We start from the raw sequence: 13925 nt of genomic DNA, 5'->3' as shown, positions 1-13925 counted from the left end.
GTCCCGCACTTTTACGAGGCATAAGTGGGTCGAAAATACCCACAGCGGTGCAAAAGCCCTCCTCTGAAAGGCCCGAGCTAGAGCCTCCCCGCAGAACAATCAATTCTGTTGATTATTACCATTGCGTTTATGAACTTTTATATCGACTTATCGAGAGTAGCATTGCCCTCGTACCCACTTTATCGCCCTCCCAAGGAGCAACCCATCATGAAACGCCAATTACTGCTCAGCCTTACCCTGTCGATGCTAGCCAGCACTGCTTTTGCTCTTCCTGCTGCCGATCAAGCCACGCCGCAAGTCAAGGACAGCCACTCGGTGTTCAGCCAGACCCTCGCCGAAGACGGCTATGACCGCACCCCACAAGGTCAGACCTTGGCTGAAGATGGCTACGACAAGACCCCACAAGGTCAACTTGCCGAGAACGGTCGCAACCGCCTGGAAGAAAAAGGCCTGGTTGAAGACGGCTATGACAAGACTCCACAAGGTCAATCGGTTGCCGAAGGTGGTAACGATCGTTTGAAAGAGAAAGGCCTGGTCGAAGACGGTTACGACAAGACGCCTCAAGGTCAGCTCGCCGAAGGTGGTGGTGACCGTGTGATCGAACGCAACAGCGCTGTGAGCTAAGCCCATGGCGGCCCTGAAAAAAAGCCCAATCCCCGGATTGGGCTTTTGCCTTTTCAGCCGCAGCCAATAAGAAGTCGCCCTGTCCCCACTGCATCTCCCCGCTGCCGTTCGACGCCGATTAAGCCGATTTGCTAGAGTGCGGCGCTTGTCTTGCCGAAGAACACACCTGCGATGCTGCCCCGCGCCGAACAGAAACAACAGACCCGCAACGCCCTGATGGACGCTGCCCGCCATTTGATGGAAAGCGGCCGAGGTTTCGGCAGCCTGAGCCTGCGCGAAGTGACCAAGACCGCCGGCATCGTGCCCACCGGTTTCTACCGACATTTTGCCGATATGGATGAACTCGGTCTGGTGCTGGTCAGCGAAGTCGGTCAGACCTTCCGCGAAACCATTCGCCTGGTGCGCCATAACGAATTCGTCATGGGCGGCATTATCGATGCGTCGGTGCGGATTTTTCTTGATGTGGTCAACGCCAACCGTTCGCAGTTCCTGTTTCTCGCTCGCGAGCAATATGGCGGCTCGCTGCCGGTGCGTCAGGCCATTGGCCGTTTACGCGAGAACATCAGCGCCGACCTGGCGGCGGATCTGACGTTGATGCCCAAGCTGCAGCATCTGGATGCTGCCGGGCTGAGCGTGATGGCTGACCTGATCGTCAAATCGGTGTTTGCCACTTTGCCGGACATCATCGATCCGCCCGCCGAAGCGTTGCCTGAACATCTGACGCCGCAGGCGAAGATTACTCAGCAACTGCGCTTTATCTTTATCGGGCTCAAGCACTGGCAAGGGCTGGGCAGTACCGAGTAGCGCCCCTCTTCCCGCAACACCACAAATCCCCTGTAGGAGTGAGCCTGCTCGCGATAGCGCTCTCTCAGTCAAATATTTGCTGACTGATAGAGCGCTATCGCGAGCAGGCTCACTCCTACAAAGGCGCAGCGTCTCGGCCTCTATTTGGTGCATGTAAAAAACTTCATGCACCAAAACCTCTCAGAATCCCGCAACATCTTGAAACATCCACTACGCTCCGACAGGGATTTCCTACATCTCGTCCGATTGGCAAGCCCCTTGCTCTAGCCTGAGTATTGTCCACTGCTGGAAGCTTTCCCCATGCTGGTGATTCATCGCAGAATCGACCCTCAACCCGTCTGGGCCGCCGAGTTGCACCTGACCTTCGAAGCCCGGAGCAAAAGCCGTTTGCGCTGTTTCAGTGCCGAAAACGAAGACGTCGGGTTGTTTTTGGAGCGCGGTCAGCCACCGTTGTATGACGGCGAATGCCTACAGGCCGAAGACGGCCGTATCGTCCGCGTCAGCGCCCGGCCCGAACAATTGCTGCACGTCACCTGCGCCAACGCCTTCGAACTGACCCGCGCCGCCTATCACTTGGGCAACCGTCATGTCGCCCTGCAAGTCGGTGATGGCTGGCTGCGTTTGCTCGACGACTACGTGCTCAAGGCCATGCTTGAACAGCTTGGCGCGCAAGTAGAAGCGATTGAAGCGCCGTTCCAGCCGGAACACGGTGCCTACGGTGGCGGCCATCACCATTCGCGACACGGCGACGAGGACTTCAACTACGCGCCGAAACTGCACCAGTTCGGCGTTCGTTTATGAACCCAGCCTGGGCGCTGCTGCGCCTGGCCAGTCCGCAATTGCCGATTGGCGGCTACAGCTATTCGCAAGGCCTGGAAATGGCGGTGGATAACGGCCGGGTGAACAACCCGGACGGCGCCCGCCGCTGGATCAGCGATCAGTTGTTGCTGAATCTGTCGCGCTTTGAAGCGCCGCTGTTGCTCGCGCATTGCCAAGCAGCGGCGGACGAGCAATGGGCCGAGCTGCTGATCCTCTGCGAAAGTCACCGCGCCAGCCGCGAGACTCGCGAGTTGCACTTGGAGAGCCGGCAGATGGGTTATTCGTTGCAGCAGTTGCTCAACGGCTTGCCCGAACTCGACACGCCGGCCCGTGACTTTCTCGCGCAGTGCACCGAACCGCATCTGGCCCTGTGCTGGGCGCTGGCCGCGCGCGCCTGGGGCATCAGCCCGCAAGACGCGCTTGCTGCGTGGCTGTGGAGCTGGCTGGAAAACCAGCTCGCCGTGCTGATGAAAACCCTGCCGCTGGGCCAGCAAGCCGCCCAGCGCCTGACCAGCGAACTGCTGCCGCTGCTGCAACAGGCGCAGCAGGATGCCACCCGAATCAATCCCGAACACATCGGCAGTGCCGCGTTCGGTCTGTCATTGGCGTGCATGGCCCATGAGCGCCAGTACAGCCGCCTGTTCCGCTCTTAGGAGAAACAACCATGAATACACAACCTCTGCGCGTCGGCATCGGCGGCCCGGTCGGTTCCGGCAAAACCGCGTTGACCCTGGCCCTGTGCCTGGCGCTGCGCGAGCGCTACAACCTCGCCGTAGTCACCAACGATATCTACACCCGTGAAGATGCCGACTTTCTGGTGCGTAACGAAGCGCTGGCACCGGAGCGCATCATCGGTGTGGAAACCGGCGGTTGCCCGCACACGGCCATCCGTGAAGACGCCTCGATCAACCTGGAAGCGGTCGATCAACTGAACCGCCGCTTTCCCGGTCTGGACCTGATTCTGGTGGAGTCGGGCGGCGACAACCTCTCGGCGACCTTCAGCCCGGAACTGTCCGACCTGACCATCTACGTGATCGACGTTTCGGCCGGCGACAAGCTGCCACGCAAGGGTGGGCCCGGAATCTGCAAGTCGGACCTGCTGGTGATCAACAAGATCGACCTCGCGCCGCTGGTGGGTGCCTCGCTGGAAATGATGGACAGCGACACCAAGCGCATGCGCAACGGCAAGCCGTTCGTGTTCAGCAACCAGAAAACCGGCCAGGGCCTGGAAGCCATCATTGCCTTCATCGAACGCCAGGGTTTGCTGACCGCAGCCTGATTCATTTTTCAACAAGGAAGCTTATCCATGACACTCAATCGTATTCTCGGCGCCGTCGCGCTGCTGCTGACCCCGGCACTGGCCTTTGCTCACCCTGGGCATGGCGACAGCGGTTTGATCGCCGGCATCAGCCATCCGATCGGTGGCCTCGACCATTTGCTGGCGATGGTTGCTGTCGGTCTGTGGGCGGCGCAACAACAAGGCGCAGCACGCTGGGCGCTGCCGTGCACGTTTGTCGGCACCATGCTGATCGGCGGCATGCTCGGTTTTGAAGGGCTGGAATTGCCGGCACTGGAAAGCGGGATTGCCGCGTCGGTACTGGCGCTGGGCCTGGCCGTGGCGCTGGCGGTGCGTCCGCCGCTGGTGATGGCGGTGGCGGCGACGGCGGTGTTTGCGCTGTTCCATGGCGTGGCACATGGCCTGGAATTGCCGGAGATGACCAGCCCATGGGCGTATGCCGCTGGTTTTGTGGCAGCCACGGCTGTATTGCATGCCGCCGGTTATGGCGTGGTGCGTTTCCTGCCTCAGGCGGCTGCACCGTTGGTGCGCCTCGCAGGGGCTGCCTCGGCTGTGACCGGTGCCTGGTTGCTGGCCGGCTGATCGCTGTCGCCTGTACCGGCCTCATCGCTGGCAAGCCAGCTCCCACAGATTATTGGGTAAGCCCACAATTGTGTGAACACCAATGATCCCTGTGGGAGCTGGCCTTTGTGTGAACACCAAAGATCCCTGTGGGTGCTGGCTTTTGTGTGAACACCAAAGATCCCTGTGGGTGCTGGCTTTTGTGTGGACACCAATGATCCCTGTGGGAGCTGGCTTGCCAGCGATGACGGCCGATCAGACACCGGGCCTCTAATGTCGGTCTCTCTGCTACCATGTCGCGCAATCGCCCCAGCCGTGACGACGTCCGCCAATGCCCCATGCTTCCCGCTCCGCCTCCCTGCCTGAATTGACCGCCCTGTTCAGCGATGTGCAACAGCACTTTGTGAACGTGATCGTGCCGCTGTGGCAAGGCCCGGGCTGGAATGCCGACATGGCCCTGCCTTACGAAGCGCTGGACGCCGCCCACCAACCGCTGCCACCGCAACGCTATCGGGCGATGGCCTGCGCACGGCAGTTGTATCTGTTTTCCAGCCTGATCGGGGTTGTGGATAACGCCGAAGTACGTGCAGCGGCGCTGTTCCGTTCCTTGCAACGGCACTTTCATGACGCCGAGCACGGTGGCTGGTTCTACAGCATCGATGCACAGGGCAAACCGCTCGATCAGCGCAAGGATCTGTACACCCACGCCTTCATCCTGTTCGCCTGCGCGCATTATTGGGAAAAGTCCCGCGAGCCGCTGGTGGAATCGACGCTGAACGCTGCGCTGGAAGTCATCGGCCGACGTTTTGCCACGGGCGATGGCTTGTACGAAGCCTGCCTTGAGCGCGACTGGATCACCCTGCAAACCGGCCCTTTGCAAAACCCGCTGATGCACCTGGCCGAAGCGTTTCTTGCCACCCTTTCCGTGCGCGAAGATGCTCCCACGCAGCAGCTGCTGATCGAGTTATGCACAGCCATGCACAAGCACTTCGTTGACCCGCAACAGGGCGTGTTGATGGAGAAACCGCTGGGGGCTGTGGATAACTGGTACGAGCCGGGGCATCAGTTCGAATGGTATTTTCTGCTCGAATCGTCGCCATTGCTGCGCGGCTCGAAACTGCATGCAGCGCTGGACAAGGCGTTCGCGTTTACCGAGCAATTTGGCGTCGAACAACCGTCCGGCGCAGTGCGGGCGATGCTTGATCTGGAACTGGACGGCCGCCCGAAAGATTCGACCCAACGGATCTGGGCCCAGGCTGAATACCTGCGCGCACTGACCTTGCGACCGGACAGCGAAGCCGCGGTGTTGCGCCAATTGCAGGCGCTACAGCAACGCTTCCTGCATGCCGGGGGTTGGCATGAATGCCGCGATGAGCAGGGTGAAGTCAGCCGCAAGGACATGCCGTCGACGACGCCGTATCACCTTGCGACTTGCTACAGCGGCCTTACCGAATACCTACGCTGATCTCATGCAAATGAGATCTGCTGTGATGAAGGGATCTATTGTGGCGAGGGGATTTATCCCCGATGGGGCGCGAAGCGGCCCTGAAGAAAGCGGGGCCGCTGCGCGGCCCATCGGGAATAAATCCCCTCGCCACAAACTGTGTTCTCAGCAGAGAACCGGGTTACATCAAGCAACCCACTTCTTGTCGCCCGTGAAGCTGATGGTCAACCAGCGCGCCGCATCCGGTTTGCCAAGTTTCGCCGAAATATCCTCGCGCAACACATCCAGCTGGCCGACACTGCTCAGGGCATAGTCCGCCGGCAGCACCACATGAATCTCGATAAACCGCGCCCGCCCGTGCTTCTGCACGTAGGACACGTAATCATCGAAACCATGCTCGACTTTCGCCGCCTCCATCACCTGACGCACCTGGTCATCCAGCGTGTCCGGCGCGATACCCAACACGTCGCGCAACGCCGGGCCGAGAATCTTGAACGCCGGTGGCAGCATGGTCAGAGCAAGCACGATCAGGATCAGCGGGTCGACAAACCTTGCCCACTCGCCATAGCCCTGGGACTTGAGCAACAGCGCCGCGAGAAAACTGATCAACAGGCCGACCGACAGCATCGCGTCCACCAGCCAACTGATGTTGTCGAACTGAATCAGTGTGGATTTAAGCTTGCGATTGCGCCGGCGCACGTAGAAGAAGTAGGCAAACTCAACCACGGTAAACACTGCGGCATAGATGATCACCAGACCCAACTCGATCTCGCGCCCGCCATTGATGATGCCGAACACACCGTTGAGAAACGCATAAATGGCGATCAACAGCAGGAAACTGCCTTCGATCAGCAGCACCATCGGTTCCAGATGCCAGAAGCCGAACTGGAAGCGGTGATTGCTTTCCTTGGCGATCAACCTGGCGGTGATCAGCATCAGGACTTTGATGAACGTGGCGATCAGCGAAAAAAAGCCATCGAACAGGATGGATTGGGAACCCGATACAAAACCGGTGACGATCCCGGCGATCGACACCGCGAACATCAGGATGGTCGATTGTTTGAGCAGCGACTGCTCACCTCGGTTACTCACTTTGACTCCTCGAAAAACCTTGAAAACCGCAGGGTGCGGTTGGGTTGTTGCGAGGGGAGTTTACCTTATCGGGATTTATTGCCTGCTCTGGCCTCATCGCTGGCAAGTCGAATCGTCGCACCGCAGCTCCCACAGGTTTATCGGCGTCCACAAATCTTGTGAACGATTCGGTACTTGTGGGAGCTGGCTTGCCAGCGATGGCCATAACGCGGTGTTAAGCCTTGTTACGCTCGATCGCAAACCCAGCCCAGGTCTGGCTCACCGGCATCAACTCCAGACTGTTGATGTTGATGTGCGCAGGCGCATTCATCACCCAGAAAATCGTCTCGGCGATGTCCTGCGGCTGGATCGGCTCGGCGCCAGCGTAGGTGGCGTTATAGCGCTCCTGATCGCCGGCGAAGCGCACCAGAGAGAACTCGCTCTCGCACAGCCCCGGCTCGATGTTGCTGACCCGCACGCCCGTACCCTGCAAGTCGCAACGCAGGTTCAGCGAGAACTGTTTAACGAACGCCTTGGTCGCGCCATACACATGGCTGCCAGGATACGGATAGTTACCGGCGATGGAGCCAAGGTTGACAATGCCGGCGCCACGGCCATGGGCGATCAGGCGCGGCAGCAGCAGACGAGTGGCGTACATCAGGCCTTTGACGTTGGTGTCGACCATGGTGTCCCAATCATCCAGATCGCATTTCGGCGCAGGGTCCACACCCAGCGCCAGGCCGGCGTTGTTGATAAGTCCGCGCAGCTTGGCGAACGATGGCGGCAGGTTGGCAATTGCCTCCTCCATCGCCTTGCGATCCCGCACATCGAGTACCAGGCCATGCACCTCGGTTTGCTTCGACAACTCGGCACACAGCGCGTTGAGGCGTTCTTCACGACGACCGGTCAGCACCAGTTTCCAGCCAGCCTCGGCAAAACGACGGGCGCAGGCTTCACCAAAACCGGACGTTGCGCCGGTGATAAACAGGGTGTTGGACATCGTGTTCTCCTTGCTTTGGCCACCGGGGCAGCCCTTGGAATAGAAAATCAGCAGCCAGCATGCCCGGCCCCGCATTCACGGGCAACACCCACGCGCTGTACAAAAAACAACCAACCGTACCAACGGCACAGCCACCGTGGCCTGCAGCCATATGCGCGCACGTTATCCACAAGCCCTTCCACAGTTTCCGGGGGCAAGTGGAAACGCGCAAAGCCGCGCCACACAAGGCTTTGCGGCGTGAATAGAAAGTTTTTTGCTTGACCCTGAAGTAACAGATGTGCGGGACAGGGCATTTTGCACGACCAAACAGTCACAGCAGTGATTGCGCGAGGCCAGCAATTACGCTGCCTAGCGCAGTCTTTCCAGAGTTTAATCACAGACTTATCCACAGGTCAGCACACCGCGAATTGCCTGCTCTGTGCCCACCATAAAAAGGTTGACAACCACGCCTGACGCTCCTGCCAAATCACCTGATCAAAAAACAATCACAACGCTACAAGCCACGCCAGACAAGGCTTTCAGCCAGCTACTCCCACGTTATTCACAGCCAGCTCCACAGCAAACGGGGACAACTCAAAACTGTGGAAAAACAGCCATTTGCAGCGTCTATATGTCGCGCTTTGGCAGGTAGCAGAATTTGTTTTCCACAATTTTGGCGAAGGTCGCACTTTTAACTGTGGGAGCTGGCTTGCCAGCGATGAGGGAGTCACTGCCAACATCATTGTTTAGGGGTAAACCGCTATCGCTGGCAAGCCAGCTCCCACAGGAGTTATGGTGGGTTTCCGGGCATGAAAAAGCCCCGGGACTTGCGTCGCCGGGGCTGTGTGTAGCTGGGGATAACTCAGTGGCCGCCCAGATAGGCGTTACGCACCTCCTCGTTCACCAGCAATTCCTTGCCGGTACCGGTCAGGCGAATCTCGCCATTGACCATCACATACGCCCGGTCAGACAGCTTCAACGCATGGTTGGCGTTCTGCTCGACGAGGAAAATGGTCATGCCGGTTTTCGCCAGCTCCCGCAGGGTCGTGAAGATCTGTTTCACCACGATCGGCGCCAGGCCCAGGCTCGGTTCATCGAGCAGCAACAACTTCGGCCGGCTCATCAACGCACGGGCAATGGCGAGCATTTGCTGCTCACCACCGGACATGGTCATCGCCCGTTGCGTGCGGCGCTCTTCCAGCCGTGGAAACAGCTCGAACATGCGCTGCATGTCTTCCTTGGCGTACTTGTCGCCGATCGGAATGGTGCCCATCAGCAGGTTTTCCTCGACGGTCATGTCAGGGAACACCCGCCGCCCTTCCGGCGACTGCGCAATACCGTTGGAGGCGATGTAGTGCGATGACTTGTGGGTAATGTCGACGCCTTGATAAAGGATCTGCCCGCCCGCCGCCCGTGGCTGGCCGAAGATCGACATCAGCAACGTCGATTTACCCGCACCGTTGGAGCCGATCAGGCTGACGGTTTCCCCTTCGTTGATCTGCAGTGATACGCCTTTGAGCGCCTGGATCGGCCCGTAGAACACGTCCAGGTCTTTGAGTTCGAGGATCGGTTGGCTCATACCAGCTCCTCTTCGTCGGCGCCCAGGTAAGCGGCAATCACTTTCGGGTCGTTGCGAATGGCTTCAGGCCCGCCTTCGGCGATGACGATGCCGTGGTCCAGCACCACGATGTGGTCGGAAATGCTCATTACCATACCCATGTCGTGTTCGATCAGCACCACGGTCAGATCGTGCTCGTCGCGCAGCAGCCGGATCATCGCGCTCAGCGCTTCGGTTTCCTGAGGGTTGAGGCCGGCGGCCGGTTCGTCGAGGCAGATGATCTGCGGGCGCGTGCACATGGCGCGGGCGATCTCCAGACGGCGTTGCTGGCCGTAGGACAGTTCACCGGCGAGACGGTTGGCGCAGTCCACCAGATCGACCACTTCCAGCCAGTAGAACGCGCAATCCAGCGCGTCGCTCTCGGCCTTGCGGTAGCCCTTGGTGTTGAGGATGCCGGCGAGCATGTTGCGGTTGACCCACATGTGCTGGGCCACCAGCAGGTTTTCCAGCACCGACATTTCCTTGAACAGGCGAATGTTCTGGAAAGTCCGCGCCAGGCCTGCGCGGTTCACCAGATGGGTGCCACCGAACATCTTGTAATACAGACGGCTGAGGAAGGATTTCGGCGAGACGAAGTCGGTTGGTTTGAACGACTCGCCGAGCAACTTGATCACGTTGGTTTGCTGACCACGCACGTTGAGTTCGATCTTGCCGCCGGAGGCCTTGTAGAAACCGGTCAGGCAGTTGAACACCGTGGTCTTGCCGGCGCCGTTCGGGCCGATCAACGCGAAAATCGAGTTGCGTTTTACCTTCAGGCTGACGTCACTCAGGGCCTTGATGCCGCCGAAATGCATCATCAGTTTTTCAACAGAGAGTACGACTTCACTCATGGCGCAGTCCTCTCATAGTGAATGGCACCTTTGCGTGGAGTGACCCCGGTGCGGCTGATGCGGATCAGCCCACGTGGTCGCCAGATCATCATCAACACCATCAGGATGCCGAACAGCAGCACGCGGTATTCAGCGAAGCCGCGCAACAGTTCCGGCGCGACGGTCAGCACGAATGCGGCGATCACCACGCCGATGGTCGAGCCCATGCCGCCGAGCACGACGATGGCCAGAATCAGTGCCGATTCGAAGAAGGTGAACGAGGTCGGGTTGACGAAGCCCTGGTAGGTGGCGAAAAACACCCCGGCCAGACCTGCGGTCGACGCACCGATGGTGAACGCCGAGAGCTTGACCAGCACGTGGTTGAGGCCCATCGAGCGGCAGGCGATTTCATCTTCACGCAAGGCTTCCCAGGCGCGCCCGACCGGCATTTTCACCAGACGATGCTTGATGTACAGCACGGCCAATACCACCAGGAACAACACCGCGTAGATGAAGTAGTACTTCACGTCCGGGTTGTAGGCGATGCCGAAGAACTCGTGAAACGGCACCCCGCCATCCTTCGCCCGCTTGCCGAACTCCAGACCGAAAAATGTCGGCAGCGGCGCCGGCATGCCGTTCGGGCCGCCGGTCAGCGACAGCCAGTTGTTGAGTATCAGACGGATGATTTCACCGAAGCCAAGAGTCACGATCGCCAGATAGTCACCGTGCAGGCGCAGCACCGGGAAACCGAGGATGCAACCGGCCAGACCTGCGGTGATCGCCGCCAGTGGCAGCACCGTCCAGAACCCCAGACCGAGATACTGATAACCGAGCGCCAGACCGTAGGCGCCGATGGCATAGAACGCCACGTAACCGAGGTCGAGCAAACCGGCCAGGCCCACCACGATATTCAGCCCCAGCCCCAGCAACACGTAGATCAACCCGAGGATGACCACGCCCAGCAGATAGGAGTTGGAGACGAACGGCACGATGACCGCCAGCACAATCAGCAGCGGGATGATCCAGCGCAGCGAGGATTTGTGATCGGCAGGCAACACATGCACACCGGAACCGGTGCTTTCGAATCCGTCGAGAATCTTCAGGCCCTTGGGCGTCTGCAGAAACAGGCTGAGGGCAAACCGGCCAATCATGACAATGCCGATAATCCACGCGACGCGGGTCGGCTCAAGATTGAAGCTGTAGCCCTCGAGCACGACGCCGACAATCGGGCCGAACACGATCAGGGCAATGAGGCCGGCAAGAATCGCCTCAACCAGGCTTTTTTTGATATCGATGTTTTTTTGAGTGGTTGAAGACATCGCTTACACCTTCGACACAAGAGGACGGCCCAACAGGCCCTGCGGCCGGAAGACCAGAACAAGTACGAGCAGCGAGAAGCTGAACACGTCTTTGTAGTCGGAGTTGACCAGACCGGAGAACAGCGACTCGGAGATGCCGAGAATGATCCCGCCCAGCATCGCGCCCGGCAGCGAACCGATCCCGCCGAGTACCGCGGCAGTGAAGGCTTTGATGCCGATGACGAAACCGGCGTAGAAGTCGAACGTGCCGTAGTTCATGGTGATCAGTACGCCGGCCAGCGCCGCCATGGCTGCACCGATGATGAACACATAGGAAATCACCCGGTCGGTGTTGATCCCCAGAATCGAGGCCATCTTGCGGTCTTGCTGAGTGGCGCGGCACATGCGGCCGAGCTTGGTGTACTTGATGACATAGGTCAGCAGGCCCATGCCGACGAAGGCGGCCACCAGAATGAAAATCTTGGTGTAGGTGAGCTGCACGAAGCCGGTGCCGATATCGATGCGCCAGGCGCCAGTGAGCAGCGTCGGAACACCTTGTTGACGGGCGCCCTGGCTGATCTGGGCATAGTTTTGCAGGATCAGAGAGATACCGATGGCGCTGATCAGCGGTGCCAGTCGGGTGGAGTTGCGCAGCGGTTTGTAAGCGATGCGTTCGATGACCCAGCCATACACCCCGGTAACGACGATGGTGAAGACCAGTGTGCCGAGCATCAGGAGCGGGAAGGATTCAATACCGAAGTAAGCCAGCAGAGCCAGACTGATTGCCGCCAGGTAAGCAGAAATCATGTAAACCTCGCCGTGGGCGAAGTTGATCATGCCGATGATGCCGTAGACCATTGTGTAGCCGATGGCGATCAGGCCATAGACCGACCCGAGGGTCAGGCCGTTGACCAGTTGCTGCAGGAAAATACCATCCATAACGCAATCTCACGCAATGAGAACCTGCACACCTGTGGGTGTGCGGTTCTTCTAGGAAAAATACAGATGTACGTCGGAGCAATGTCAGAGCGCGAGTTCAGCCCCACTGAATTCCTGTGGGAGCTGGCTTGCCAGCGATAGCGGTAGAACATTCAACAAAGGTGTCGACTGTCAGGCCGTCATCGCGGGCAAGCCCGCTCCCACAGGGCTTGTGGGTCAAGCTGATCGCGTCAGCCCTTACTTCTGTTTTTCCAGCTGATGGTATTTGCCGTCCTTGTCCCACTGGTAAACCACGTAGTCGGAGACTTTCAGGTCGCCCTTCTTGTCCCAGGCCTTCTCGCCCATGACGGTTTTCACCGGGTTGGTTTTCAGCCACTCGGCGGCTTTCTCGCCACTGTTGGACTTGGCGCCGTTGAAGGCGGCAGCCAAGGTCTGTACCGAGGCGTAGGCGTACAGGGTGTAGCCTTCAGGTTCGGTGCCGGCCTTGCGGAATGCATCCACAACGGTCTTGCTGTCTGGCAGCAGGCGCGGGTCGGCGCCGAAGGTCATCAGCACGCCGTCGACGTATTGCGGGCCGCCAGCGGTGGTCACCAGTTCGTCGGTCACGATGCCGTCGTCAGACATGAATTTCACGTCTTTCAGGCCTTCGGTACGCAGCTGTTTAACCAGTGGACCGGCTTCCGGGTGCAGGCCGCCGAAGTAGACGACGTCGGCACCAGCCGCGCGGATTTTTGTGACTACGGCGCTGAAGTCTTTCTCGCCACGGGTGAGGCCTTCATACAGCACCGGCTTCACGCCGCGCTTTTCCAACTGAGCCTTGGTGGCGTCCGCCAAGCCTTGGCCGTAGGTGTCCTTGTCGTGCAGCACCGCGACTTTCTTGCCCTTGAGCACGTCGACGATGTAGTCGCCGGCAACGATGCCTTGCTGGTCATCACGCCCGCACATACGGAACATGGCGCTGAGGCCGCGCTCGGTCACTTGCGGGTTGGTGGAACCCGGGGTGATCGCGATGACACCGGCTTCGTCGTAGATTTCCGAGGCTGGAATGGTGGAGGAGGAGCAGAAGTGCCCGACCACGCCGGCAACCTTCTGGTTGACCAGGTCCTTGGCGACCGTCACCGCTTGTTTCGGCTCGCAGGCGTCATCGCCCTTGACCAGTACGATTTTCTCCCCGTTGACGCCGCCCGCCGCGTTCACCGCATCCGCCGCTGCCTGTGCACCCTTCATGTACTGCTCGCCAAATGCCGCGTTGGCGCCAGTCATTGGACCCGCTACACCGATTTTCACATCAGCTTGAGCAAACGCAGAAACACCCAACGCAGTAGCCACTGCGAGGGCCAGAAAGCCTTTCTTGTAAAACGTCTGGGACATGAGGTGGTGCTCCAAGGTTTTTTTTAGTTGGCACTGCGACTTCACTTCACTGAATGCTCTGAGCAAGCGCCGTGCCATCGGTTTTTTATTCTTCAAAAAGTCGCTGCTTTCTTGTTATTTCGACTGTTTCGTTCCCATTTTCATTGGGCGTGCAACCGTCTAAACCGCGGAAGGTGAAACCATTTATTTTTTCAGGCGCAACCCGCATGCGCCATCATTGCAACCGCGGCGCCAAACGACGTGCAACCAGCCTGTAACAGCCCGCGTCACCGAACTGCACACTGCTGGTGC

The 13925-nt window shown here is 59.1% G+C and carries 14 protein-coding genes; 7 read left to right on the top strand and 7 right to left on the bottom strand.

What is annotated here, in order from left to right; genetic code table 11:
• Positions 1–207 precede the first annotated feature (207 nt).
• The 7 genes from KI231_RS03045 (at position 208) to KI231_RS03015 (ending at position 5570) form a co-directional block, all read left to right on the top strand.
• On the top strand, positions 208–624 hold the full coding sequence (locus KI231_RS03045; protein WP_103304699.1) for a hypothetical protein: 417 nt from the start codon (positions 208–210) through the stop codon (positions 622–624).
• A gap of 171 nt (positions 625–795) precedes the next feature.
• Entirely contained in the window at positions 796–1428 is a 633-nt protein-coding gene (locus KI231_RS03040) for a TetR family transcriptional regulator (protein ID WP_103304698.1), read from the top strand.
• 300 nt (positions 1429–1728) lie between these two features.
• Positions 1729–2229 (top strand): urease accessory protein UreE, encoded by a 501-nt coding sequence (ureE, locus tag KI231_RS03035; RefSeq protein WP_213027396.1) that lies wholly within the window; start codon positions 1729–1731, stop codon positions 2227–2229.
• Positions 2226–2900, top strand: a complete 675-nt coding sequence (locus tag KI231_RS03030) for an urease accessory protein UreF (protein ID WP_213027395.1) — start codon at positions 2226–2228, stop codon at positions 2898–2900. The genes ureE and KI231_RS03030 overlap by 4 nt, the downstream gene beginning before the upstream one ends.
• A gap of 11 nt (positions 2901–2911) precedes the next feature.
• Entirely contained in the window at positions 2912–3526 is a 615-nt protein-coding gene (ureG, locus tag KI231_RS03025; RefSeq protein ID WP_053116815.1) for an urease accessory protein UreG, read from the top strand.
• A gap of 27 nt (positions 3527–3553) precedes the next feature.
• Positions 3554–4126, top strand: a complete 573-nt coding sequence (locus KI231_RS03020) for a HupE/UreJ family protein (RefSeq protein ID WP_213027394.1) — start codon at positions 3554–3556, stop codon at positions 4124–4126.
• A gap of 310 nt (positions 4127–4436) precedes the next feature.
• The gene (locus KI231_RS03015) at positions 4437–5570 is read left to right on the top strand and encodes an AGE family epimerase/isomerase (protein ID WP_213027393.1); all 1134 of its coding nucleotides are present in this window, start codon (positions 4437–4439) and stop codon (positions 5568–5570) included.
• Between the two features lie 165 nt (positions 5571–5735).
• Here KI231_RS03015 and KI231_RS03010 read toward each other — a convergent pair whose 3' ends face one another.
• The 7 genes from KI231_RS03010 to KI231_RS02980 all read right to left on the bottom strand — a co-directional run bounded on the left by KI231_RS03010 (position 5736) and on the right by KI231_RS02980 (position 13634).
• Entirely contained in the window at positions 5736–6641 is a 906-nt protein-coding gene (locus KI231_RS03010; RefSeq protein WP_213027392.1) for a cation diffusion facilitator family transporter, read from the bottom strand.
• 214 nt (positions 6642–6855) lie between these two features.
• Positions 6856–7620 carry an SDR family oxidoreductase gene (locus KI231_RS03005; protein WP_007915905.1) on the bottom strand — a complete coding sequence of 255 codons (765 nt, stop codon included), beginning with the start codon at positions 7618–7620 and terminating at the stop codon, positions 6856–6858.
• Positions 7621–8461: 841 nt separating this feature from the next.
• The gene (locus KI231_RS03000; RefSeq protein ID WP_213027391.1) at positions 8462–9178 is read right to left on the bottom strand and encodes an ABC transporter ATP-binding protein; all 717 of its coding nucleotides are present in this window, start codon (positions 9176–9178) and stop codon (positions 8462–8464) included.
• On the bottom strand, positions 9175–10047 hold the full coding sequence (locus KI231_RS02995) for an ABC transporter ATP-binding protein (RefSeq protein WP_213027390.1): 873 nt from the start codon (positions 10045–10047) through the stop codon (positions 9175–9177). Before KI231_RS02995 ends, KI231_RS03000 begins: the two co-directional genes overlap by 4 nt.
• Entirely contained in the window at positions 10044–11345 is a 1302-nt protein-coding gene (livM, locus tag KI231_RS02990) for a high-affinity branched-chain amino acid ABC transporter permease LivM (RefSeq protein ID WP_103304689.1), read from the bottom strand. The genes KI231_RS02995 and livM overlap by 4 nt, the downstream gene beginning before the upstream one ends.
• A 3-nt stretch (positions 11346–11348) precedes the next feature.
• A complete protein-coding gene (locus tag KI231_RS02985; protein WP_103304688.1) occupies positions 11349–12263 on the bottom strand; it encodes an ABC transporter permease subunit in 915 nt (304 codons plus the stop codon).
• Between the two features lie 237 nt (positions 12264–12500).
• Complete coding sequence (locus tag KI231_RS02980; RefSeq protein WP_103304687.1) at positions 12501–13634, bottom strand: ABC transporter substrate-binding protein; 1134 nt, start codon at positions 13632–13634, stop codon at positions 12501–12503.
• Positions 13635–13925: the final 291 nt, after the last annotated feature.

This window comes from Pseudomonas sp. Seg1 (genome assembly GCF_018326005.1).
Lineage (GTDB): Bacteria > Pseudomonadota > Gammaproteobacteria > Pseudomonadales > Pseudomonadaceae > Aquipseudomonas.
The sequence above is the reverse complement of the archived record's forward strand: the minus strand, read 5'-3'. Positions and strand labels throughout refer to the sequence as shown.

Coding starts and splice junctions, on each gene's coding strand:
- KI231_RS02985 (WP_103304688.1), bottom strand. CDS start 12,263: ATGGATGGTATTTTCCTGCAGCAACTGGTCAACGGCCTGACCCTCGGG.
- livM (WP_103304689.1), bottom strand. CDS start 11,345: ATGTCTTCAACCACTCAAAAAAACATCGATATCAAAAAAAGCCTGGTT.
- KI231_RS03005 (WP_007915905.1), bottom strand. CDS start 7,620: ATGTCCAACACCCTGTTTATCACCGGCGCAACGTCCGGTTTTGGTGAA.
- KI231_RS02995 (WP_213027390.1), bottom strand. CDS start 10,047: ATGAGTGAAGTCGTACTCTCTGTTGAAAAACTGATGATGCATTTCGGC.
- KI231_RS03015 (WP_213027393.1), top strand. CDS start 4,437: ATGCCCCATGCTTCCCGCTCCGCCTCCCTGCCTGAATTGACCGCCCTG.
- ureG (WP_053116815.1), top strand. CDS start 2,912: ATGAATACACAACCTCTGCGCGTCGGCATCGGCGGCCCGGTCGGTTCC.
- KI231_RS03030 (WP_213027395.1), top strand. CDS start 2,226: ATGAACCCAGCCTGGGCGCTGCTGCGCCTGGCCAGTCCGCAATTGCCG.
- KI231_RS03000 (WP_213027391.1), bottom strand. CDS start 9,178: ATGAGCCAACCGATCCTCGAACTCAAAGACCTGGACGTGTTCTACGGG.
- KI231_RS03045 (WP_103304699.1), top strand. CDS start 208: ATGAAACGCCAATTACTGCTCAGCCTTACCCTGTCGATGCTAGCCAGC.
- KI231_RS03020 (WP_213027394.1), top strand. CDS start 3,554: ATGACACTCAATCGTATTCTCGGCGCCGTCGCGCTGCTGCTGACCCCG.
- ureE (WP_213027396.1), top strand. CDS start 1,729: ATGCTGGTGATTCATCGCAGAATCGACCCTCAACCCGTCTGGGCCGCC.
- KI231_RS03040 (WP_103304698.1), top strand. CDS start 796: ATGCTGCCCCGCGCCGAACAGAAACAACAGACCCGCAACGCCCTGATG.
- KI231_RS02980 (WP_103304687.1), bottom strand. CDS start 13,634: ATGTCCCAGACGTTTTACAAGAAAGGCTTTCTGGCCCTCGCAGTGGCT.